28 protein-coding genes are annotated in these 23598 nt (G+C 47.7%); 25 read left to right on the top strand and 3 right to left on the bottom strand.

The features are described from left to right. The 3 genes from SGI98_11280 to SGI98_11270 form a co-directional block, all read left to right on the top strand. Positions 1-1018, top strand: a 1018-nt coding sequence (locus SGI98_11280; protein ID MDZ4743985.1) for an ATP phosphoribosyltransferase regulatory subunit, incomplete at its 5' end; no start/stop codon positions are given. A 15-nt stretch (positions 1019-1033) separates the two neighbouring features. Further along, on the top strand, positions 1034-1441 hold the full coding sequence (locus SGI98_11275) for a GxxExxY protein (protein MDZ4743984.1): 408 nt from the start codon (positions 1034-1036) through the stop codon (positions 1439-1441). 67 nt (positions 1442-1508) lie between these two features. Next, positions 1509-3074 carry an NAD(P)/FAD-dependent oxidoreductase gene (locus SGI98_11270; protein ID MDZ4743983.1) on the top strand — a complete coding sequence of 522 codons (1566 nt, stop codon included), beginning with the start codon at positions 1509-1511 and terminating at the stop codon, positions 3072-3074. Between the two features lie 370 nt (positions 3075-3444). On the opposite strand, the gene SGI98_11265 is transcribed toward SGI98_11270, so the two are convergent. Further along, positions 3445-3840: a hypothetical protein gene (locus SGI98_11265; protein ID MDZ4743982.1), complete on the bottom strand. Its 396-nt coding sequence runs from the start codon at positions 3838-3840 to the stop codon at positions 3445-3447. Next, positions 3837-4094, bottom strand: a complete 258-nt coding sequence (locus SGI98_11260; GenBank protein ID MDZ4743981.1) for an AbrB/MazE/SpoVT family DNA-binding domain-containing protein — start codon at positions 4092-4094, stop codon at positions 3837-3839. Before SGI98_11260 ends, SGI98_11265 begins: the two co-directional genes overlap by 4 nt. 221 nt (positions 4095-4315) lie before the next feature. Between SGI98_11260 and SGI98_11255 the strand changes: the two genes are divergently transcribed. From SGI98_11255 to SGI98_11150, 22 genes are all read left to right on the top strand, one after another. Then, positions 4316-4546, top strand: a complete 231-nt coding sequence (locus SGI98_11255) for an antitoxin VapB family protein (protein ID MDZ4743980.1) — start codon at positions 4316-4318, stop codon at positions 4544-4546. Further along, positions 4537-4932 carry a type II toxin-antitoxin system VapC family toxin gene (locus SGI98_11250; protein ID MDZ4743979.1) on the top strand — a complete coding sequence of 132 codons (396 nt, stop codon included), beginning with the start codon at positions 4537-4539 and terminating at the stop codon, positions 4930-4932. The genes SGI98_11255 and SGI98_11250 overlap by 10 nt, the downstream gene beginning before the upstream one ends. A 506-nt stretch (positions 4933-5438) precedes the next feature. Further along, entirely contained in the window at positions 5439-6614 is a 1176-nt protein-coding gene (locus SGI98_11245) for an adenylate/guanylate cyclase domain-containing protein (protein MDZ4743978.1), read from the top strand. Positions 6615-6666: 52 nt separating this feature from the next. Further along, entirely contained in the window at positions 6667-7167 is a 501-nt protein-coding gene (locus tag SGI98_11240; GenBank protein MDZ4743977.1) for a GAF domain-containing protein, read from the top strand. Between the two features lie 24 nt (positions 7168-7191). Next, positions 7192-8286, top strand: a complete 1095-nt coding sequence (locus SGI98_11235; GenBank protein MDZ4743976.1) for a transporter substrate-binding domain-containing protein — start codon at positions 7192-7194, stop codon at positions 8284-8286. Positions 8287-8480: 194 nt separating this feature from the next. Beyond that, positions 8481-8816 (top strand): STAS domain-containing protein, encoded by a 336-nt coding sequence (locus SGI98_11230; GenBank protein ID MDZ4743975.1) that lies wholly within the window; start codon positions 8481-8483, stop codon positions 8814-8816. An 8-nt stretch (positions 8817-8824) separates the two neighbouring features. Then, positions 8825-9595, top strand: coding sequence for an ABC transporter permease (locus SGI98_11225; GenBank protein ID MDZ4743974.1), 771 nt, complete (start codon positions 8825-8827; stop codon positions 9593-9595). 1 nt (position 9596) lies between these two features. Beyond that, complete coding sequence (locus tag SGI98_11220; GenBank protein ID MDZ4743973.1) at positions 9597-10412, top strand: ABC transporter ATP-binding protein; 816 nt, start codon at positions 9597-9599, stop codon at positions 10410-10412. Positions 10413-10418: 6 nt separating this feature from the next. After that, on the top strand, positions 10419-11237 hold the full coding sequence (locus SGI98_11215; GenBank protein ID MDZ4743972.1) for an MlaD family protein: 819 nt from the start codon (positions 10419-10421) through the stop codon (positions 11235-11237). A gap of 15 nt (positions 11238-11252) precedes the next feature. Continuing rightward, the gene (locus tag SGI98_11210; protein ID MDZ4743971.1) at positions 11253-12974 is read left to right on the top strand and encodes a SpoIIE family protein phosphatase; all 1722 of its coding nucleotides are present in this window, start codon (positions 11253-11255) and stop codon (positions 12972-12974) included. 60 nt (positions 12975-13034) lie between these two features. Beyond that, positions 13035-13412 (top strand): hypothetical protein, encoded by a 378-nt coding sequence (locus SGI98_11205; GenBank protein MDZ4743970.1) that lies wholly within the window; start codon positions 13035-13037, stop codon positions 13410-13412. Between the two features lie 117 nt (positions 13413-13529). Beyond that, a complete protein-coding gene (locus tag SGI98_11200; GenBank protein MDZ4743969.1) occupies positions 13530-14801 on the top strand; it encodes a type II secretion system F family protein in 1272 nt (423 codons plus the stop codon). A gap of 6 nt (positions 14802-14807) precedes the next feature. Continuing rightward, on the top strand, positions 14808-15359 hold the full coding sequence (locus tag SGI98_11195; protein MDZ4743968.1) for a type II secretion system protein GspG: 552 nt from the start codon (positions 14808-14810) through the stop codon (positions 15357-15359). A 6-nt stretch (positions 15360-15365) separates the two neighbouring features. Continuing rightward, entirely contained in the window at positions 15366-15659 is a 294-nt protein-coding gene (locus SGI98_11190) for a hypothetical protein (GenBank protein MDZ4743967.1), read from the top strand. 17 nt (positions 15660-15676) lie between these two features. Next, positions 15677-15949 carry a CopG family antitoxin gene (locus SGI98_11185; GenBank protein ID MDZ4743966.1) on the top strand — a complete coding sequence of 91 codons (273 nt, stop codon included), beginning with the start codon at positions 15677-15679 and terminating at the stop codon, positions 15947-15949. Then, positions 15946-16485 (top strand): type II secretion system protein, encoded by a 540-nt coding sequence (locus SGI98_11180; protein MDZ4743965.1) that lies wholly within the window; start codon positions 15946-15948, stop codon positions 16483-16485. Before SGI98_11185 ends, SGI98_11180 begins: the two co-directional genes overlap by 4 nt. Positions 16486-16583: 98 nt before the next feature. Beyond that, positions 16584-18359, top strand: coding sequence for an aspartate--tRNA ligase (gene aspS, locus SGI98_11175; GenBank protein MDZ4743964.1), 1776 nt, complete (start codon positions 16584-16586; stop codon positions 18357-18359). Between the two features lie 53 nt (positions 18360-18412). Then, the gene (locus SGI98_11170) at positions 18413-19303 is read left to right on the top strand and encodes a CPBP family intramembrane glutamic endopeptidase (protein ID MDZ4743963.1); all 891 of its coding nucleotides are present in this window, start codon (positions 18413-18415) and stop codon (positions 19301-19303) included. Next, on the top strand, positions 19269-20003 hold the full coding sequence (locus SGI98_11165) for a phosphoribosyltransferase family protein (protein MDZ4743962.1): 735 nt from the start codon (positions 19269-19271) through the stop codon (positions 20001-20003). Before SGI98_11170 ends, SGI98_11165 begins: the two co-directional genes overlap by 35 nt. Before the next feature lie 11 nt (positions 20004-20014). Continuing rightward, positions 20015-20890 (top strand): acetyl-CoA carboxylase, carboxyltransferase subunit beta, encoded by an 876-nt coding sequence (gene accD, locus SGI98_11160; protein ID MDZ4743961.1) that lies wholly within the window; start codon positions 20015-20017, stop codon positions 20888-20890. A 22-nt stretch (positions 20891-20912) separates the two neighbouring features. Next, positions 20913-22172: a folylpolyglutamate synthase/dihydrofolate synthase family protein gene (locus tag SGI98_11155; GenBank protein MDZ4743960.1), complete on the top strand. Its 1260-nt coding sequence runs from the start codon at positions 20913-20915 to the stop codon at positions 22170-22172. A gap of 9 nt (positions 22173-22181) precedes the next feature. Next, complete coding sequence (locus tag SGI98_11150; protein MDZ4743959.1) at positions 22182-22862, top strand: HAD-IA family hydrolase; 681 nt, start codon at positions 22182-22184, stop codon at positions 22860-22862. Here the strand turns inward: SGI98_11150 and SGI98_11145 are convergent. Next, on the bottom strand, positions 22851-23598 hold a 748-nt coding region (locus SGI98_11145), incomplete at its 5' end, for a hypothetical protein (protein MDZ4743958.1). The genes SGI98_11150 and SGI98_11145 overlap by 12 nt on opposite strands.

The raw sequence follows: 23598 nt of genomic DNA, 5'->3' as shown, positions 1-23598 counted from the left end.
GTGTTTTCGGTATGAACGCGCCCAGAAAGGCCGGCTCCGGGAGTTTTTCCAGCTGAATTGCGACGTAATCGGGGAGGCTTCCTTCTCGGCGGATGTGGAGGCTCTCGCCTTACTCGTGGATTTACTCAGGGCCTTTGGCCTGACTGAAAAGGATTTTCAGGTTCGTTTTTTCAGCCGGGAATTCTGGCGCATTTTCTTGGGCAGCTCGGATATTGGCCTCCCTCCCGACAAAATGCCCGGAGCTCTGACCTTGATCGATAAGGTTGAACGAATGAAGCCTGAGGATTTACAGATTAAACTCGCTGAACTCGGACTCTCCGAGGCGCAATTTGCGCTAGTGCGTGACCTGTGTTCGAATGGTTGGATGAGTCAGCCGCTCACTGACAAGGCGGCCAATGACGCCATGGAAAATCTCAAGGGTCAGTATCTCGGGCAAATTGCTTCGATGGGGGATGTCGGTAAATTTATCAAGCTCGACGGGGCGATTGTCCGGGGATTAGCCTACTATACATCGACGACCTTTGAAGCTTTTGAGCTCGCCCAAAATGAGGATGGGGGATTCACCGGACGTGCTTTAGCCGGCGGGGGACGTTACGATGATTTGATCGCAAAGATGGGGGGCGCTCATTTACCCGCCATCGGATTTGGCATGGGCGACGTGGTGCTCGGAGATCTTCTCAAGGAACGCAATTTACTCCCGTCCGGCCTGAATGCCTTGCAGGTGTACGTCGTGATCGTGGATGAGTCCCTCCGCGGTGCAGCCCTCGGGATCGTAAGCAATTTGCGCAGCGCAGGCTGGAGAACCGATTACAGCCTCTCCGGCATAAAGGTCGGCAAACAATTCCAAGCTGCTGAAGAGCGCGGCGCGCAATTTGCCCTCGTCATCGCCCCCGAGGAATGGGCCGCCGGCCAAGTCAAAATCAAAACCCTCTCCACCCGCGAAGAGTCCTCCGTCCCCACCACAGATATCATCACTGAGTTAAAGGGACTTTTAAAACCACAGATTCACGCAGATTAACACAGATTATTTATAATGAATCTAAAAGATCCCCAGACTTTTGAAATTATCGGTGCAGCCATGGAAGTTCATAAGGAACTTAAAAACGGTTTTTTAGAATCGGTTTACCAAGATGCATTGGCTGTGGAGTTATTCAATGAGCAAGTCGAATTCAATCGGGAGATTAAACTCCCTATCTTTTACAAAGGGAGTAAATTGCCCAGTTCATTCAGGGCTGATTTCGTTTGTTTTGGATCAATTATTGTTGAAACGAAGGCGATAAAAAAGCTTACCGAGATTGAAGAAGCTCAAATCCTCAATTACTTAAAAATAACCCGATTACCACGCGGCTTACTCATTAATTTTGGCGCAAACTCTCTCGAATACAAAAGGTTTGTATTTTCTGAGGAAACTCAAACAAAAACTCCCATTTCATTATTCTGAATTTTAAAAAATCTGTGAAAATCTGTGGTTAAAAACTCTCTCTCTCTACCAACTAGGGGTAAACAATATGTATGACGTCATCATTATAGGGGCGGGGCATAACGGCCTGATCTGTGCGGGTTATCTCGCGCGGGCGGGGCGGAAGGTGCTCGTACTGGAACGGCGCAATATCGTCGGCGGGGCAGTGTGCACGGAGGAGATTATTCCGGGGTATAAATTTGATGTCGGTTCCTCGGCGCACATTATGATTCATGCGACTCCGGTGGTCAAAGACCTGGAGCTCTCGACCAAATACGGGCTCGAATACATCCCGATGGATCCTTGGGGGTATTACCCGATCCAAGGGACCGATCAGGGCATCACTTTCTGGAAAGACATCGATAAAACCTGCCAGTCCATCGCGCAAATTGCGCCACGGGACGCCGAGGCTTATCGGGATTTTGTCCGCCACTGGATGGAGCTTAATGAGGGAGTATTTGAGACATTCCTCCAGCCGCCGACCCCCGGACGGATTGCTTGGACGATGTTTAAACGTAATTTGCGCAACTGGCGTTCACGTAAGCTCTGGAGCAGTCTCGATACCTCGCGCCAGCTGATGGCCCCTTACGGTCAGATCATTGATGAGCTCTTTGAGAATATTCATCTCAAGACAGCACTCCTCTGGCTCTCCGCACAATCCGGCCCGGCCCCGAGCGAACTCGCCAGCGGCGATATGTTCGGCTGGAATGCCATGATGCACAAGATCGGTGCCGCCCGGGCCAAAGGTGGTAGTGGCGCACTCACCCAGGCATTACAACGTATGCTCCTCGCCCATGGTGCCCGGATTGAACTCGATGCCGAAGTCGAAAGTGTAGAGCAAATTGCAGGTGGATGGCGGGTGGGGACGAAGGCCGGGGAATACGAAGGCAAAAAGGTCGTCAGCGCCTGCCATATCCAGACGCTCTTTGGCAAATTGCTCCGGGGTGCCCCAGATAAATTGCGCAAGCGTGTCAGCAAAGTGCGTGTGGGGAATGGATTTGGCATGATCGTCCGCCATGCTGTCGAGGAACTCCCCATTTACTCCGCGCAAATGGCAGCGGATGGGAAGACCCCGAGAGACTATCACAGTGCCTTGCAGCTCCTGTGTCCTTCGCCTGAATATTTAAAGTCCAGTCACCGTGACTTTTTATTCGGACTACCCCCACGCGAACCCAGTGTCGTCGCCATGAGTTTTTCAGCGATTGACCCGACCCTCGCCCCGGAAGGTAAACACACCCTTTTTACCTGGGGCCAGTATCACCCGTATGAACTCTCCAACGGAGAGAACTGGGACGACATTGCCGAACGTGAAGCGGATAAACTCTATGAACTCGTTTGCCAATACGCGCCGAATATGCGCGGGAAAATGATCGGGCGATATATCCAGACCCCGCTGGAGATCGAGCGTAAGCTCGGGCTGATCCGGGCAAATGTCATGCATGTGGAGATGAGTATCGATCAGATGTTCATGTGGCGTCCCTTGCCCGAGCTCTCCGCTTATCGGGTGCCGGACATGCCCGGGCTTTACCTCACCGGTGCGAGCACCCATCCCGGCGGCGGGGTCTTCGGAGCCAGTGGACTCAATACCGCCCGCGTCATCCTCGCTGACGGTTAAGACCACAGTCTTCCGAAAGACACACACAGAAGGTTTTAACCACAGATTAACGCAGATGATCACAGATTTTTTTGACTGGAGGGCGTGCGCTTCCGCGCCGCCGTTATTGCCGGACAGGGCGGGCAATGGGCGCAGGTTGCTCGCAGCAATTTCCCCGTACAGATCAATCATGTATGAGACAGAAATTATTCTGCCTATCCAGAAAGGGGAGATGGGTTATTGATTGGTGATAGGGAATGGGTCGGGCGGAGCAAATTGTTCTGGATCCGGGGTGAGGGATGGTGAGCGGCACATGCGAATCAAACCATTACTGGGGATCAGAGACCATGCCGAAATGAGAGAGAAAAAAAAGTTCCGGAGGATTTTCTTCTCAGGAGATGAGCAGTGCTCCAGGTATTCCTTTATCGAGTGTCACGAACTGGGAACCTGCTAAATGAGCTAACTCTCGTAAATGGCCATCGGTAAGCTGAGAGGGGGTTCTCACATACTTCGGCATTTTGGCGACACCTATGGAGTCTATAATCCTCACAAAGGGCGTTTTGCTAGACTGTGCTAACCCGGCCAATGTCTTTTGCGCGGCACTGATATCAGGTTCTAATCCTGCTTGGACACTTACTCTGACAAACCCGAGTTCAGTAATAGATGATGTCTGGAATTCCTTGGCAATAGGAGAAACAGATTGGAACCAAAGACTCACTTTTTTATGATCTGCGTGATTCTGATGGGCTAGCGCAAGCAAAGTGTTGACATCAAATAGATATTTCATGGAAAGTCTGCGAGTATTTCTTTCACCATGTCGGAAGTAACAAACGTATCACCTTGATTACGCTTGGTGACTCTTAGGCCAGAAATCTCATCGTCGACAGTTTCATGTACTTTTGATCTGGGTGCCTGCGGCTTTAATACGATAAAATCACCCTGCACCTCACATTCCAGCTTGGCTCCGGGGGATAGGTTTAACTTCGCACGCACCAGCCGCGGGAGAACCACCTGCCCTTTACTTGAAAGCGTCGTTACCATGTCTTACCTTCTTACATTTTCAGGCATCTGTCAAGATTGGCATTCTTACTCTTTGCCTTCCATAGCAGCATTACCCCTCTGTCTGCTCATTCTCTTTCCAAGAGAATCTTGTGTCTGTTTTTTTTAGCACAGATCAAGTTTTAATTTTTCTCGCGAAACAATTTGCACGATTCTCGCAAAAAGGCCATGACTTATCTGTGTATCTGTGTTACTGTGCATACATGAAGACGATTAGTTTGAGCGAGGACGCTTATCGACGATTATTAGCTTATAAAGGGGATGATAAGGACTCTTTCACAAAGGTGATTCTCCGGGTGCTACCAGAGAAAGGCTCCGCTGCTGAGATCGGAGAATCCATAGCCGATATCAGTCCTTTGACCGAGCAAGAGGCTGGGGTGATAGAAAAAGTAATCGCAGAGGGCAATCAATGGCAGGAGAACGCATGGAAGTAATCGTTGATACGAGCTTCCTCATCGGGCTCTGGCGCGAGCCCCGGCAGGGGCGGGAAATCCTTTGGATCAAGAGAAATCCCGGAAAAGTACTTTTACTCCTTTGGATCGTCAAAGCGGAATTCCTCCGCGGTGCCAGAATCGTCCGCCATGACACGACCCAGATTGAGCAGTTTCTCGGACGTTTTATCACTGTCTGGCCCACTGAGAAAACCATTCAGATTTACGCTGAGCAATTTGCCCAGCTCAGAAAGAAGAACCAACAGATCGGTCCTTTTGACCTCTGGATAGCCGCTAGTGCTTTGGAACACGGTAAAAGCCTGCTGACCCATAACCAAAAGGAATTCCAGCGCGTGCCAGGATTGCTTCTAGAGTCTCTTGGGGAGTGAGGGAGTCCTCTCACGCAGGGCGCAGGATCAGCCGAAACGTCTGCCTACAAAAAAGCAATTTGCACCGGGGGCCACCGCCAGAGTCGCCCGTTTTTTTATCCACAGATGAACACAGATTTTTTTGACTGGAGGGCGTGCGCTTCCGCGCCGCCGTTATTGCCAGACAGGGCGGGCAATGGGCGCAGGTTGCTCGCAGCAATTTGCCCGGACAAAAATCCTCAAATCTCAGCTTTGACCCTCTATCGGGTCATTCTCCCGCGTAAGAGGATTTTATATCCGCTTTTCCCCGTACAGATCAAACATGTATGGGACAGAAATTATTCTGCCTATCCAGAAAGGGGAGATGGGTTGTTGATTGGGTAATAGGGGATGTGTAGTGATTAGATATTCTAAAATAGATGAAAAGTAAATGGTGAATAGGGGATTTTAGCGGGGCAAAGAATAGGGGTGGGGTGAACTCTAAAAAAAACTATTATAGTCTTAGACTTTCCTTTACAGAAGGAGGGATGTTGATCCCCGCTTATGAATCCTTGAGAATGAATAGCCTGCGCAAATTGCGTATTTTGGATACTCCCACGGAGGAACGTTACGACCGCATTGTAAAGTTAGCAGCACAGATATTTGATTTTCCTGTCGCCTATATTTCGCTGGTGGATAACGATCGACAATGGTTTAAGTCAAAGGTGGGGATCGATAAGCCGGAGACCCCGAGGGATATTTCATTTTGTGGGCACACGATATTAGAGAACCGGACGATGATTATTGAGGACACGCTGCTTGATGAGAGGTTTAATCAGAACCCCTTGGTCACCGGCCCGGGCCAAATTCGTTTTTATGCAGGGCGTCCTTTGTCTGTGGAGACGGGTTTGAATGTCGGGAGTTTATGCCTGATGGACCGTGTGCCGCGCAAATTGTCCGCCAGAGACCTGGAGGTACTGGATCAGCTGGGGAAACTTGTCGAGCATGAGTTCCGGATGCTTGAACTCATCGAGGTCCAATATAAATTCATCGACAGCCAGAAAGAGCTCGCCCAAGAAAAGGCGAAGTCCGACGGGCTCTTGAGGAATATTCTGCCCGATGAAATCGCTTATGAGCTGAAGCAGAATGGGAAAGTGGAGGCGCGGGCATACGAAGATGTCTCGGTGATTTTTACCGATTTCACGGGATTTACGAGTTTATCCTCATCCATGAGTCCTGAGCAAATTGTCCATGAGCTCAATATTTGTTTCACCGCTTTTGACCAGATCACCGAGGATCACGAGATTGAAAAACTCAAGACAATCGGGGACGGGTACATGGCGGTTTCCGATTTTGGTGTGTGCGGAATGCAGGGTGCGATGAATGCGGTCCGGTGTGCTTTGGAAATGAGGGAGTTTATCCGTTCCCGCCATAAAGAAAAAGAAGAGGCGGGGGAGAAATACTGGAAACTCAAAGTCGGTTTGCATATCGGGCCGATTGCCGCAGGGGTAGTGGGAAGTAAGAAATTTATCTTCGACGTCTGGGGTGATACGGTGAATATGGCGGCGCGACTGGAGAGTGCCAGTGAGGCGGATCATATCACGGCCAGCGGGGAATTTGCCGGACAGGTCAGGCATATGGTCAAGAGCCATTCCCGAGGGATGGTCACGCTAAAAGGTAAGGGTGAGGTGGAAGTTTTCGATATTGAAAACGGGATATTTTAGAGTCCCTTTAGAGACTTGTCATGAAGGGGTGCATTGGGTTAGTCTCGCTACCATGCCATTACCCACTCCCCCTTATGATGAAGGAAAACGGTTAGAAGCCCTGCGCAAATTGCACTTGCTTGATACCCCCCCTGAAGAGCGTTTCGACAGGTTAGTGAATCTGACACAGTTGATATTCAAAGTGCCCATCGCCTATATCTCAATGGTCGAGGCTGACCGGCAGTGGTTTAAATCCGTACAGGGTTTGGCGGTGACACAAACGCCGAGGGATATATCCTTTTGCCAATACCCGATTCTTTTTATGAAACCCTTGATCGTGCCTAATACTCTTGAAGATGAGCGTTTCGCCCAGAATCCGCTGGTGGCACATGCTCCGAAGGTGAGGTTTTATGCCGGGGCACCGATCATCCTGGATAGCGGATATCCCGTAGCCACGATTTGTATCATGGACATAGAGCCGCGGAGTTTTTCTGCCGAGGATCTTGAGATCCTCCAAGAAATCGGGGCTTTGGTGAAAAGGGAATTTGAACTGACTGAAATTTTAGCGGGTTAATCACTCAAGGGGTAGAAAATGGTAATGTTAAAGAAATTCTCATCATTCCTGATTCTGTGTCTGGTTTTCTCGCCGGTTCTGCACGGGGCTGCGTCAAATGACAATCCAGTGCCGGTGGGCAATAAACCGCTAGTCGTAGGCGTCTGTGCGGATTCGCCTTTTGTTATTATTGATTTAAACGGCGAATATAGTGGATTTGCTATTGAGCTCTGGGAACGGGTGGCCGCAGAAATAAAAATCACATTTACTTACCGTAAATTTGATGACGTGGCTGAGCTTTTAGAGGCCATTAGTAAAAGAGAAATCGATGTCGCCCTGAGTGATATGGCCATCACAAGCCAAAGGATGAAGGAAGTGGATTTTAGTCATCCATTTTTTGATGCCGGATTACGGGTCATGATTAATAATAATAAAAATCAAACATTCAAGAAGCTCTGGAATGGCTTAATCGAGGGAGGTCATTTGAAGGTGTTTGCTGTGGGATTAGTCATTGTTCTATTGGGCACCATTATTTTTACACTTGTCCAGAGGCATTATGACAAGGAGTTTACCCCTGAATGGACACATGGACTGGCCGATTCCTTTTACCACGTGATGTCGGTGACCATGACAGGAAAAAGTAATCACAAGGGGATTCCTGGGCCGATGGGGAGGGTGGTCGCGGGGATATGGCTGGCTTGTGGGGTGGCGATTATTGCTTATATCACTTCCTCGATTACCAGTGTCATGACGGCAAATACTCTCCGAAATGAAATTAATGGCCCCAATGACTTGGGAGGAAAAGTAATCGGTGTAATCCAAGGCAGTCCGGGTGAGTTGTATTGCGCTGAGCGTCATCTGGAGACTGTGAGTTTCAAGGATTTACCCTCGGCAGTCAACGCACTCGTAAAAAAACGGGTTAATGCCATTATCGATGATGCCCCGCTCCTCCAGTATTATGATAATAGTCATCCGGAATTACCGATTGGCGAAGTCGGGCCTGTATTTAATATTGAAAAATACGGGTTTGCATTACCCACAGGCAGTCCGCTCAGGCGCGATATTAACCACGCCCTCCTCAAACTCGAGGAAAGCGGGTATTTTATCCAATTAAAAAGTCATTACTTCGGGACTGACTAAATGGGTCAATGATAAGGGTTAGACTGCGATGGATTCGGGCACCCCTGACCAAGCCATAGCCCCATATCACGGGACACGGGGCCGGCTGAAGCCCATTTGAGGATTCTTAGATAATAAGATTCCCCAGAATGATCATTTTATTTTTCGTAAAAAAGCTTGTTCCATAATAACCGGTTCTTTATGAAGGAAGGCCTATGGAAATATCTTTCAGGGAAGAAAATGGGGTTCACATCATCGATGTCTCGGGTGAATTCGATTTGGCAAACGCTCCCAAAGCGCGTGCTCTTTTTGATCAATTGATCAAAAAACAGGCGAAACAAATCGTAGTGAATTTTAATGAGGCCACCTATATAGCCAGTTCCGGGCTGGCGACGGTGATCGATGTTTTCCAACGCAGCCGGAAATTCCAAGGCCGACTCGTACTCTGTGGGTTGGCTCCCGTGGTGAAAAATGTCTTTGAGATTGCCCGTTTGGATTCTGTATTCACCATTTTCTTAGATGAGGCAGGGGCATTAGAATCCTTCAAATAAGCAAACGGGTGAAAGAAAAAATATTATACGCGCTGGAAAAGCTGGGGAGCTACTCGAATCTCCTGATGCAGGCGTTTTATTGGACTTTTCTGGCACCTTTCAAAGGGCATAAACTCAGCTGGCGCAATGTCTTTTTCCAGATGAATGAGTTTGGTGTGCGTTCGCTCGGGGTGGTGGTGTTGATTATGTTTTTTATCGGGTTGATCCTGTCCATGGAGAGTGCTCGGGAGCTGGTGAAAATCGGGACCGTGGATTTACTCTCAAGTATCGTTTGTGTCTCTATATTACGCCAAATGGGGCCATTGATCGTGGGATGTGTTGTGATTGCCCGATGTGGGTCTGCAATGGCAGCGGAGCTAGGGAGCATGAAAGTCTCCGAAGAGATCGAAGCCTTAAAGACCATGGCGATCAATCCTGTTCGTTTTCTGATTTCCCCGCGGCTTTTGGCCATGATTTTGATGAATCCTGTCTTAACGGTTATTGGTAGTTTTGTCGGATGTCTGTCCGGGATGCTTTATGCCGATTGGGCCTTCCATATCCCGTCGAATATTTTCTTTGAATCTGCTATCCAGCGTTTGGAGATTATTGATGTACTGACCGGGGTGATCAAAAGTTTTGTTTTTGGGATTCTGATCGTCACAATAAGCTGTTATTATGCTTTTGAGGTGGAGGGAGGATCGGAAGGTGTCGGGAAAGCGACAACCAATAGCGTGGTCATGTCAGTGGTGGCGATTATTGTCGCTAATGCCGTATTAACAGCCGTATTAATTTCATTCTAACATGAGTCAACCTGAATACATGATCGAAGTCGACGGGCTCGTTAAAGAGTTCAGCGGCCGCCGTGTGCTTGACGGGATCAACCTGAAAGTGCCGCGCGGCAAAATCGTGATTATCATGGGGGGCAGTGGCTGTGGAAAGTCTACCCTCTTGAAACATTTGATCGGTAGCCACAAACCTAATTCCGGATCGATCAGGCTCTTCGGCAAAGATATTAATCAGATATCCGAAAATGAATTTAACTTGATCCGGAAAAAATTTGGCATCCTTTTCCAGAGTGCAGCCCTTTTTAACTCGATGACCGTCGGCGAAAATATCGCATTACCTTTGCTCGAGCATGGTGACCTTGACGCGAATGTGGTGGATATCGTGGTAAAGATGAAACTTGAAATGGTGGGGTTGACCGGATTCGAAAACCTCCTGCCCAGTGAAATATCCGGGGGAATGAAAAAACGGGTCGGCTTGGCACGTGCCATCGCATTAGACCCCCAATTACTCTTCTGTGATGAGCCCACAGCAGGCTTGGATCCGATCATGACGGCTGTTGTCGACGAGCTCACCCGTGATTTGTGTAAAAAGCTCGGCATGACGGCTGTAGTGGTGACCCATGACATGGCCAGTGCTTTCCGGATTGGTGACGTGATGATCATGCTTCACAAAGGTAAGGTGATCGCGCAAGGTTCGCCCGATGAGATCCGCCAGATGATGAATGACGGGACGAGCCCGATTATGAAACAATTCGTCAATGGTGAGGCCGACGGGCCGATTCCTTTCCGGCAGTCCAGTGATAATTATTTAAAATCGATGTTGGGAGACTAAAAATTTATGGAAAAGACAAAACTGAATTTAATCAAATCAGGCGTTCTGACAATTATCGCATTTATGATCGTGGTCTGCGGCATATACGTGATCGGGCAGGTGACCTCCGAACCGCAACAGGATGTCCGATTTTCTTTTGACTTTGCAAATTCCTTAGATGACGGGGCTCCAGTGCGGGTGTCGGGTGTCCACGCGGGCAAAGTCGTGAGTGTCAGGCTGCTGACCGCCGATGAGCTGCGTGCTTCGGGATTTAAGGTCAAACGTGTCGAGGTAACCGCTAGGATCAATAAAAATATTTTTATTCCCAAAGACTCCACCGGTTCCATTACCGCTGCCGGATTGCTCAGTGAAAAGTATCTCGAGATATCTCCGGGGAATTATGATGCAGGACAAGCAACAGTGGCCGATGTCATGACAGGAAGAGATCCTATTTCCCTTGATCAAATGCTGGCGGATACTCAGGCGACGGTCAAAACACTGGATGATTCCCTGAAAAATATTTCGGTCATCACGGCACAGGTGAATCAAGACTTGCCCGGGATCATTACAGGTTTGGATAAACTCATTGGTAATGCTGACAAATTAACAACGCAAGCCGATGGGTTGGTGGGTAAAGCAAACGGGGTCATCGGGAATAATGAACAAAACCTGAGGGATTTACTCAAAAACCTCGAGAATGCCTCGGTAAACCTCAAATACCTCAGTCGGATGCTTGCCGAGCGCCCTTGGAAAATGCTTTTACCTGCATTTCCAAACCAAGTACCGTCGGATTCCACTCCGGTTGATAAAAATCAGGTGAAATCCGGAAGTATCCCTAAACGTTAATAACGGATAAAGATCATGATAGGTAATCCTCAAAAAGTCGCACCGGATATTTTGAATCAGGTTACGTGGGAAAGGGATGCCTATCGGGGGTTGGTCGAGATTAGCGGGATCATCAATAGCGAAGAAAATTTCGAGACATTACTCCAAAAGGTCTTGGATATCGCTAAAAAGGTGATCGGTGCCGAGGCCTCGACCCTCTGGCTTGAAGACTCTGAAGGCGGCGGATTGATCATGCGTGCCACATCAGTCCAGAAAACCATTACTGGTCAGGTCGGAGTGCTCCGCATCCCTAAAGGCAAAGGGGTGTCCGGATGGAGTTATGAGCATCACCAATCGGTCTTGGTCAAGGATTGTCAGAATGACCCGCGTTTTTATAAGGACGCCGACAAAAAAACGGGGTTTGTAACGCGCTCGCTTTTGACTGCCCCATTGATTTCACACGGGAAATGTATCGGGGTCATCCAGGCTTTGAACCCCGGGGAAAAAGATTTTTTTGATGAATATGAGCTGCCGGTTTTTGAGGGATACGCAAAGATAGTGGCCACGGCTATCGAGAACGCCCGGCTCAAAGAAGCCGAAATGAGCAATTTGCGCACGCAACAGGAGCTGCAAGTCGCCAGTGACATCCAGGCAAATTTTTTACCGGATAAATTATATTCCGGTGCCTTCTGTGAGGTGGCTGTTTTGTATGAATCCGCACGGGCTGTGGGTGGGGATTTTTATGATTTTTTCGAGATTAATGAGGATGTTATTTGTGCGGTGATCGGGGACGTGTCGGGTAAAGGGGTGCCGGCCTCCCTCCTGATGGCGCAGACACTCACACAAATCAGGATGCTATCCCGTTATTGTAAAACTCCTCAAGAGGTTTTGGAATCGACAAATGAAGCTTTCTCGGAGCAACGCACAAACGGGCTTTTTGTTACGGCTATTTGTGCATTTTATCACCGCGCCCTTAATCAAATCACATTAGCAAATGCCGGACATCACGATCCGCTTCTTGTCACGTCCGAGACTGCGACACTGGTAAAAACAGAGTCGGGCATTCCTTTAGGGGTACTGTCCGGCTCAGTGTATCCGCAGACGACGGTGACGATCAGGCCGGGTGAATCTTTGATCTTTTATTCAGACGGATTACCGGAGTCCCGTAATGAACAGAGCGAGGAGTTTGGCCTTGAAAAAATCATGGGACTGCTGCCCGATAAGGCATTTTGCGCGAAAGCGATGATCGATTTAATCGATAAGGAATTAAAACGATTCTCGGGGAAAGCACCCCAGCACGACGACCTGACCGTTTTTATTACGAGGGCTAATGAAACCTTAGAAAAGGGCCGCCGGTTTGCCGTGCCCTGTGAGCCTGCGCAATTTGCAGGCATCCGTGAGTTTGTGAGGCGCTCAGCCGCATGCGCGGGGTTTGACGAGATGGCAGTGGGCCAGATCGTATTGGCCTTGGATGAGGCGGTGACAAATGTTTACCGGCATGGATACGGCGAATGTGATGGGAATGAAATACGTCTTTTTATCCATAAAGAAGGGGACTCCTGCTTCTTTGAAATCGAGGATGATGCCACCTGCGTGGATCCGGCGAAATTCAAATCCCGGGATATCGATGATATACGCCCGGGTGGATTAGGGGTATATCTGATCACGTCAGTCATGGATGAGGTGCAGTTAGTGCAGTCAGGCGAGAATAACGGAAACCGACTCATCATGAAAAAAAGAGTATCCGGGGGCGAATAAAAGACAGTAAGTTATTCACGGGTCTTGACGTTTCCGACGCATTCCATCAAACTTTTTTCCATGCCAAAGAATGAAACTAAAAGTGATATTAAAGTGCAATTGGCGTTTTACGAAGGGCTAATGCACCGTACGCCCAAAGATGTCGAGCTTTTAAAAGTCATGGGTGACTTATATACCAAAACCGGGGACCATGAAAAGAGCCTGGAGATCGACCGTAAACTGGCGCGTCTCCTCCCCGATGATTCCATGATCCAGTATAATCTTGCTTGTAGTTACGCCCTTCTCCGTGAAAATCAAAAGGCAATCAAAAGCCTGATCAAAGCGATCAAACTAGGATATAATGATTGGGATTGGATGAAAAGTGATCCGGACTTGAAGAATTTACGTGATACCGAAAAATTCAAGAGTCTGTTTACTGGAGGAGAGAATACTCATTAATACCTTGATTATAAATAACTTATGTAGTTTTAACCGTATTTTTTGGATTAAAAGGTAAATTTTTTATTATAGGTTTTTAATTGCAATTTTTCTAATTATTCTGGAAATTATAAATATATGGCGAAGTTTTCTTATACGGCAATGGATTCCCGAGGAAAGGAAGTTAAGGGGGTTATCGAATCTGAAAATGAAAATGATGTCCTTAATGAGCTGAGAAAACAGGGGCTTTTTCCGACAGGTGTCGTTTTAGGTGATGGTAAGGGGGGCAAGGCCAAGGGTAAGGGGTCCGGAATGAATTTTAATTTCAAGCTGCCCGGAGCTGGAAAATCGATATCCGGTGGATCAGTTAAACCAGCGGTATTATCTTCGTTTACAAGACAGTTAGCGACACTAAATGCTGCTGGCATTCCTCTTCTTCGCAGCTTGAATGTATTACATAAACAAGAACGGACTCCTGCACTCAAATCGATTATCCGTAAAATGGCGGATTCTGTGGAAGGGGGGAATACATTTTCTGAATCGGTTCAAAACTTCCCCAAGGTATTTAATAAGCTCTATGTGAATATGGTAAAGGCCGGGGAACTCGGGGGTGTGCTCGAAGTCACATTAACCAGGCTGGCTGATTTCATGGAGAAAGCCGAAAAGATTAAACGCAAGATCAAGGGAGCGATGTTTTACCCGGTGGCGGTGCTTGCGATTGCGATTATCATCATGGGATTTCTGTTGGTGTTTATTGTCCCAAAGTTCCGCCAGATTTTCGAGGAACTCATGCCGGGTAAACCCATGCCGTTGATTACGGAAATTGTTCTCGGGGTCAGTGAATTTGTTAAAAACCAATTCATCATTCTGGTTGTGTTTGTGGCTGTGATCATCATTGCTTATAAAATCATTTCAAAGATACCCGCCGGCCGGAAGGCTATCGATAAATTCTTATTAAAAGCCCCTATTTTTGGTGATTTAACCAGGAAAACATCGATTGCCCGTTTTACCCGCACGTTAGGGACACTCGTCACCAGTGGTGTTCCGATTTTACAGGCATTAAATATTACGCGTGATACGGCGGGGAATGTAATCGTCTCTGAAGCGATCACTAAAGTCCATGATAGTGTCAAAGAAGGTGAGTCCATTGTTGCGCCTTTGGAGGCCTCCGGAGTCTTCCCTCCCATGGTCATCAGTATGATTGAGGTCGGTGAAGAAACCGGGCAATTACCCGAGATGCTGGCAAAAATCGCGGATAATTTCGAGGATGAGGTGGATAATGCCATCGTCGGTCTGACTTCATTGATCGAGCCTATTTTGATCGTATTTTTGGCTTTAGTCGTCGGGACCATTGTCATTGGAATGTTTATGCCCCTCATCGGAATCATCAATAACCTGACATCAGGGTAAGTTAATATGGAAGACCCGATTCGAAATATACCACCTAAAGAAAATCCCCTGGCTTCATTCACTTTGATTGAGATATTGGCGGTCATATCCATTATCTTGATTCTGGCTGGTATTACCATCGGGGTCATCGGATATGCCAATAACAAAGCCATTCGGGACAGGACGACTACCGAGATAAAATTTATCGAGTTACAGCTGGAACGTTACAAGAATGAAGAAGGTGATTATCCCACAAATAGTTTTTCGAGTTTAAATAATCTCTTCTTTTACTTGGGTGCAGCAAGGAATAATGGCAATGGAACCCGTCCGATCGCCCAGTTCAAATCAGGACAGTATACGACCAATGGGGCGGGCGGGACCAATAGCTTGGTTGATCCTTACGGTAACCCGTATGGTTATCAATGCACGGGAAGTAATAACCTGTCTGGTTTTGATCTCTGGAGTACGGCGGGTTCGGGCAGTCCCGTGATGCCAAACAATCAAACGAGTTACACAAATTCAGTTGGTGCTGCAAATCCCACGGGTATCGCCACATGGATTACAAACTGGCGCCACTGATTTATTATGGAATTTGACTGGAGAATCGAATGTGCCGTCCATCCTGATATTTCGAAACAGGATGTGGAGGAGTCTTTTGAAGATCCCTTTGGTTTGAAATTCCTCCCTGAGATCCAGGTGTATGCGAATCAAACAAGGTATTTCAGCCTAGGCCAAGCCGGTAACGGGGGGCTGATTTTTAGTGTTTACCGTTCCAACGGGAAAAGTGTCCAGATCATCTCCAGCAGGCTAATGATGGAGCATGAGTCTCTCTTTTATAGGCGCAAGACTAAACAGTCCTTGGAAGGAGACGGACGTTAATGAGTGGCGAAAGCAAAATGGAAGCAATCGTTAAAGACTGGCGTGACATCCCGATCCCAGCGAATGATATGGAGGAGTCGGCTTATTGGTTTTCCCACGGGTTAGATGTGTCTTTATTGAGTTCGTCCTTGGTGAATACCGATAATACCGAATCAACAACCATTACATTGCGGATGGATCCGCGGATGTTATCCAAAATCAAGCGGCTCGCCCGCTTGCGTTACCTGAACTATCAGAGTATGATAAAACAATGGCTCAGTGAGCGTCTCGAGGAGGAAAGTAAAAAATGAAATCCCAGAATATAATATCCAAAACTCAAGGCATGACCTTGATTGAAATACTGACGGTTGTCGTCATTATCGCCGTCCTCATGGGAATGTTATTCCCTGTCGTCACCGGGGTGAAAAATTCCGCACGCCGAGCACAGGCTAACGTGGAATGCAACGGGCTGGTCACAGCATTCAAGATGTATGAAAATGAATACGGGGTATTTCCTTCAGGGGTGGTGACGAATACATCATCTAATGTGGTCGCCATGCTGTCGGGTAATGATGATCCAACTGCGGGTTATGAAAACCCAAAACGAATCAGGTTTTTTGACTTTCAACAGAGTCGTATTTCCAATGGTGCCTATTATGATCCGTTTATGGGTAAAGGAGGTAATCCTTATCAGATACAGCTCGACACAAATTACACAGGAGTCGTAACGATTCCTGCGCCCTACAATACTGGACTGACTGGTGGATCTCTGACAAATAGCGTGGCTATATGGATGGTTACTAATTCAAGCGCCAACCTGACGCAGTTTGCCAAGAGTTGGAAATAGCATATTGAGGGGACTGCTCCTCGAAAAAACTCCATTCCGCACTTGCCATCCTCGGCACAACTTCCTAGCGTACTATCCTTTGTTTCAAGAGGATAACTATGTTTAGAACGAATCAACTTTGTGAATTAAATAACGGTTTTATTGGCCAAACGGTGACCCTTTCAGGGTGGGTGGATGTCCGTCGTGATCTTGGTGGTGTCATTTTTGCCGATCTCCGGGACCGGGATGGGTTGGTACAAATTATTTTTAATCCCCAGGATCAGGAAATGTTTAGTGTGGCTGAACATCTCCGGACAGAAGATGTGATTAAAGTCACAGGACTCATTCAAAAACGTCCTGCGGGCACTGAAAACCTGAAAATGGCCTCGGGCGAAATCGAACTGGTCGTCAGCCAGCTTGAAATACTGAATAAATCCGAGACACCACCCTTTCCACTGGATCGTGAGCCCGCCAATGAAGACCTCCGGTTGACCTACCGTTATCTTGATCTGCGCCGACGTCCGATGCTGGATAATCTTAAGACCCGGCATAAGGCTGTTTTGGCCACAAGGAATTATTTTAATGACCAAGGGTTTCTTGAGGTCGAAACTCCGATACTTTTCAAAAGCACACCTGAAGGAGCCCGTGAATATTTGGTTCCTTCCCGTGCGAATCCCGGGAAATTTTATGCGTTGCCGCAGTCACCTCAACAATTCAAGCAGTTATTGATGGTGAGCGGGGTTGAAAAGTATTTCCAGATCGCCCGTTGTTTTCGTGATGAGGATTTGCGTGCGGATCGCCAGCCCGAATTCACCCAGATCGACTTGGAGATGTCTTTTATCACGCGCGAAGATATCTACGCCTTAATCGAAGGACTCCTGAAACAGGTATGGAAAGCGACAAAAGGTATGGATATTCCTACCCCATTTCCCCGTATTTCATTCCGGGAGGCCATTGACACTTACGGGATTGATAAACCGGATCGACGTTTTGACTTGAAGTTAAACGACCTGACTGAGGTCTTCCGCCAGAGCCAGTTCAAGGTTTTTGCCAGTGTGATCCAGGACGGCGGAGTGATTAAAGCGATCAATGCCAAGGCATTCGCTGTGATTACGACAGGCCAGCTTGATGAGTTAACGAACTTGGCGAAAGCAGCAGGAGCCAAGGGGCTGGCCTTTATCAAGATCGAGAATGGTGAATGGAAATCCCCGATTGTAAAATTTTTCTCTGATGCCGAAAAGAAGGCGTTACAAGAAAAACTCAATATTGAAGAAGGTGATTTGATTTTATTCTCAGCCGGACAATGGCTCGATGCCTGTGAGGTTCTGGGCAAAATCCGCTTGCGTTGTGGGGAATACCTCCAAGGCCTGGGAAAAATAGTCATTGATCCCGAACAATACGATTTTCATTGGGTCATTGATTTTCCCTTGTTAACTTTTGACAAGGAAACACAGCGTTATATCTCTAGCCACCATCCCTTCACATCTCCCTTAGTAGAGGATATCCCCCTTTTGGAGAGTGAACCACTCAAAGTGCGCGGTCAACATTATGATATTGTCCTCAATGGTGTCGAGCTCGGGGGTGGGAGCATCCGCATACACCAACCGGATATCCAAAAGAAACTTTTCGAGGATATCCTGAAAATCCCCAAAGATGTCGCGGAAAGCCGTTTTGGTTATATGATCCGGGCATTTCGGTACGGGGCACCCCCTCATGGGGGAATCGCCTTGGGACTGGATCGTTTAGTCGCCATCCTCTGCGGCACCACTAGTATCCGGGATGTCATCGCTTTTCCGAAAAACCAAAGAGGACAAGACTTGATGTCGCAGTCACCGGCTGATGTGGAACCGCGGCAACTGCGCGACTTACACATCGATGTAAAGTTACCCCTCTAAAATAGTGAATGAAGAGCTTGCTTTTCATCCATCAATCTTGAAAATCTCTCTTTGTGAGAACTTTTAAGCTGATATTTTTATATATCTTTGCTGTGGCCTTTATAGGGGCTGTTATTTCCCCTCTGGTCTATAACTTTGTCCAAGCTTTATCCATCGATAATAACTTGGTGTACTGGCTGCAGGAACAGGATTTTTCCCGCTACTTCCGCAGGACGATCATGGTATCCGCGTTGATTTTGATGATTCCATTCCTAGCAAAGCTCGGGGTGAATTGGACGGACATTGGATTGAGTGCTGAGTATGGGCGTGGCCGCCGTTTTTTTGGGGGAATATTATTAGGGATGGCGAGTATATTATGCCTCGGAGCAGTTTATTATTTTACCGGAGCAAGGCATTTTCGCGCAGATCCTAACTGGTCTTATCTGATCCGCTTTGTTTTTACGGCCATCATAGTGGCCGGTTTGGAGGAAATCTTTTTTCGCGGAATCATCCTTTCCCGTTTACGTAAGACGTTCGCTTTTTGGCCGGCACTCGTATCAGGCAGCTTATTCTTTGCGGCGGTTCATTTTTTGAAACCGAGTGCTGATTTTGGGAGTGTGGAGGTCGAGTGGTATTCCGGTTTCATGCTCATTCCAGAAAGCTTTAGGGCCTTTGCCGATCCGACAGCGATTATTTACCAGTTTTCCGCACTCCTTTTGGCCGGGCTTATTTTAGGGTATGCCTTTTTAAAGAAAAAATCCCTGTATTTCTCCATCGGGCTCCATGCTGGTTGGGTTTTTATGCTCAAGACGATGGGGCTACTGACTGATAACTCAAAGGCATTAGACCCCCGTCTGTACGGGAATGGACTTTATGATGGCCTCTATGGGCTTATCATGTTGGTCATCCTTTTGACAGGACTAATAATCTATGAATCCCGTCAAAAATCTCCAGCAGATTATTGAAACCGCCCTCGGTTTGGTTTATCCCGTAAATTGCTCGATTTCAGGGAGGCCTTTGGACTCATCTAATGGATTGTGGGTGGATGAAAAAGAATTAACCGGGGTCGTCCGGGTGACTTCCCCCGTTTGCTTGAGGTGCGGTAAGCCTTACCAAGGGGCGATGAGTAACCCCCGCCAGTGTGCAAATTGCGCTAAACTTGACCTTCATTTTGATTCAGCCCGTGCCTATGCAAAAACCGAAGGGGTGGTCAGGGAGTTAATCCACAAGTTTAAATACGGGGAACAGCTCTGGCTGCGCAATTTGCTCTGCAAATGGATGGGTGAAGCCTATTTGTATCACTATGCGGATTATGCCTTTGACGGGATAGTCCCGGTACCGATCCACCCCCGGAAATGGAGGGAGCGTGGTTTTAATCAGGCCGAGATTTTGGCACGGGCCCTCGCGCTGGAGGTTAAAATTAACTATTTATCCTGTCTTTTCCGTGATAAGGACACCTCGACACAAACAACATTCAATCGACGAAAACGCTTCACAAACCTCAAGCAGACCTTCAAACTCTCTCCCAAGGCAAAAGTCCGTGGACTCAAGCTCTTGCTCGTGGATGATGTGCTCACCACTGGTGCCACCGCCAGTGAATGCGCCCAACTCTTAAAGCAGGGTGGAGCCACTGATGTACATGTCTTGACTATAGCAAGAGGATAAAAAAAACTGATATGACAACTGAATCCGATAAAATAACGAATTTTGAAAAGCCCACTTACTCATCCGGACAAACCAAAAAACGCGATATTCCTGAAGGTCTCTGGGAGAAATGCACAGCCTGCGGGGAGATTAATTATACACGGGAACTCGCCCTAAATGCAGAGATTTGCCCGAAATGCGGGCATCATAATAGCATCGGGGCGCGCGAACGGATACAATCCATGGTCGATGAAGGTTCCTTTGTCGAGATCGATGAAAACATGGTTTCTAAGGACACCCTGAAATTCACGGGTGTCGCCGCCTACAAGGATAAACTCATCGAGTACCAGAAGAAGACAGGCCTTAAAGATGCCGTCATCAGTGGCCATGCTGAAATCAACGGTCAAAAATTATATCTTGCGGTCATGGACTTTTCATTCTTGGCGGCCAGTATGGGTTCTGTCGTCGGGGAGAAAATCACACGGGCCATCGAGGCGGCGACAAAAGCAAAATGTCCGGTAGTCATTATTAGTGCTTCCGGTGGGGCCCGCATGTATGAAGGGATGCTTAGCTTGATGCAAATGGCGAAGACGAGCGCTGCTTTGGCTCGTCATGCAGAGGTCCATCTTCCTTACATTTCCGTCCTGACTAATCCCACGACCGCCGGGGTCATGGCCAGTTATGCTTCCCTCGGAGACCTGATCATTGCCGAACCCAAGGCTATGGTGGGTTTTGCCGGACCACGCGTGATCAAGGAGACCACTCATCAGGATCTGCCCAAAGGTTTTCAAACAGCGGAATTTCTGACAGAACGTGGCCTGATCGACATGATCGTGCCGCGGTTACAAATGAGGAAAACCCTTAACCTCGTTTTCTCCTATATGGGTTTTGGCGACATCGAGGAATAACCTTTATTGGACCCCCCCCAGCTTGTTTCAATCCTACCAACAAACTATCCAATTCCTTTTCCAGCTCAGGCAATTCGGCACAAAGCTGGGACTGGAAAATATTATCCGGCTTAATGAATTGCTGGATTGTCCCGCGGGCAGGTTAAAATTCATCCATATTGCGGGAACCAATGGAAAAGGTTCCGTAGCGGCCATGCTGGAGGCCATTTTACGCGAGTCGGGTTACCACACGGGGCTTTTCACTTCCCCCCACCTCGTTTCATTTGCAGAACGTTTCCAGATTGACCGTGGTTACGCCACCCAAGAGCAAATTGTTCAGTTAGCTAACAGGGTGATGGTGGCGGCCAAATCCCTTGAGAAAGAAAATGGCGGGAGGTTTCCCACATTTTTTGAATTCATCACAGCGATGGCATTAGAACATTTTGCCCGTGAAAAAGTAGATTTTGTCCTTTGGGAAACCGGAATGGGTGGACGCCTGGATGCGACGAATCTTGTAAATCCGATGGTTTCGGTCATTACCTCGATCGGATTTGATCACATGGCCTATCTTGGTGGGACTCTTGAGCTGATTGCAGCAGAAAAAGCCGGGATTATCAAACTCGGTGTGCCGTGTGTGATCGGGCCCATGTCTATCGAGGCAAAGACTGTAATTATCGAAAAATGCCGCGATGAAATGAGTCCGCTTTATGAGGCGGGGAACTATAAAACGGATTATGACCTCGGGCTAGCCGGAGATTTTCAGCAGGTTAATGCGCAAATTGCACTAAAAACCATTGATTGCCTGAAAGTCAAAGGTGTGCGGGTCCCGGATGGTAAAATCATTCAAGGTCTCAAAAATGTCCAGTGGCCGGGCAGGATGAGTATCCTTCGAGAAGATCCCCCCTTGATTATTGATGGGTGTCACAACCTCCCCGCCGCCCAAACACTCGCCAGTGCTTTAAATAAAATGTATAACGGCCAAAAATGGACGATATGTTTCGGGGTGCTCAAGGATAAACAATGGAAAGCCATTTTGGATGAGCTGATTCCCTTGGCTAAAAAGTTTTTGATTTTGCCCGTCCAGAGCGGAAGGACTGAATCCCCCGAGATCATTGTGGATTATCTCAATAACAAATCGGAGACTATCAAGGTCGAGCAAATTGCTTCAGTAGGTGAATGCTTGGAAAAAACAGCGTCAGAACCGGTCATTATCTGCGGTTCCCTCTTTTTAGCCGGTGAAGCCCTTTGGAAGCTGGGGGTTCTCCCTCATAAAGATAATTTAGAACTTAATGAAAAGCTCTAGTATAAACGCATGTCGATAAAAGCCATTACCTTCGATGCGGGAGGTACCCTGATATACCCCTCAAAACCTGTGGGGGAGATTTATGCAGGCGTGGCCCTGCGTATGGGAATCACCTTGGATGCGGTTGGATTAGATGAGTCCTTCAAAAAAGTATTCAAGTCGGTCGCCCCCGTCAATGTCAATGGCACTCCATTGACGAGTTCATCGAAGGAGTGGTGGCGAAATCTGGTCCGTACCGTACTCATTACATCCGCGCAATTTGCACCATTTGATCAGGGGGATATTTTTGATGAATATTTCTCAATGGTTTACGGTGAGTTTCTCAAAAAGGAACATTGGACAGTTTGCCCCAGGATACTCGATATCCTGATGCTCTGCCGGGACAAGGGGGTTAAAACGGCTGTACTCTCGAATTGGGACGAACGCCTGAAACCGATCCTGAAGGTTTTGGAATTGGAGCCCCTTTTTGATCAGCTCATTATTTCTTGTGATGTGGGCGTAGAAAAGCCTGATCCTGTGATTTTTCAATTTGCCTCAGTTGAATTATGCCTTAACCCGGGGGATATCTTGCATATTGGCGACAGCAGGCGCGAAGATTATGAGGGGGCGATCAATGCTGGAATGAAAGCTTTTCTGATCGATAATAACCGCGGAAATATACCACAAATCAAGGCGATGTTAGGGTTCTAAACCCTTGGGAGTGCCGAGGATTTCGCGCATGATAACGGCCTGTTTGAGTTTTACAGGGTCAGCGAGCAATTTGCGCAGGGGGTTTAATGAAATTGTTTTATTCCTTCGGGCTGCATGGGCATCCAATGCATAGGCCTCGTTAGAAGTCTCGTTCTGGGACATGTAGTGAGTGGATTGGTCCACGGTTGACATTAAGTCAGCAGATTTTAATTCGATTTTTGTCTGGAAACAGCTCTGGTTGGCAGCACTGACGACTGTCGGCAGGAGTTCGACATCAGTATATTCTTCCTCATCCATTTCTAGAGGCACAGGCGAAGAGGCTGGAGTTGGAGGATTCAGCCGGGGAAATACATCTTGTGTTGGTTTAGGCTGCGGGGCTGGGGGAGGTGAGAAAGTGTGTTCCTGCTCAGGAAATGTAGGGGAGCTTGTGTTATCGACGGGTAAACCGAGAGCTTCCAGAAATTTCCGGAGTTCATCCTCAGGAGACTTTTGTTGGGCTGGCTGATAAGTTTTCTGGGGTGCTTGGTTATTTGACTGCGGATACGTCGGCTGACCGGATTGTGCCGGGTCATTAAACCTTCTTGTTTTGTTGGATTCTTCTTCAAGAGCCCGATTTTCGTTTGCTGCGGAAATTTTTTTGAAAATAAATTGCCCAAAATAAATCAGCCCGAGGACCACCCAGAAGATGACCTCGACTCCCAATGCGAGAAATGGCTGACAAAAAATCATATGATAG

The organism is Verrucomicrobiota bacterium (genome assembly GCA_034440155.1).
In the GTDB taxonomy this organism is placed as follows: Bacteria; Verrucomicrobiota; Verrucomicrobiia; order JAWXBN01; family JAWXBN01; genus JAWXBN01.
Note: the sequence above shows the minus strand (reverse complement) of the source record. Positions and strands in the feature narration are given on the sequence as shown.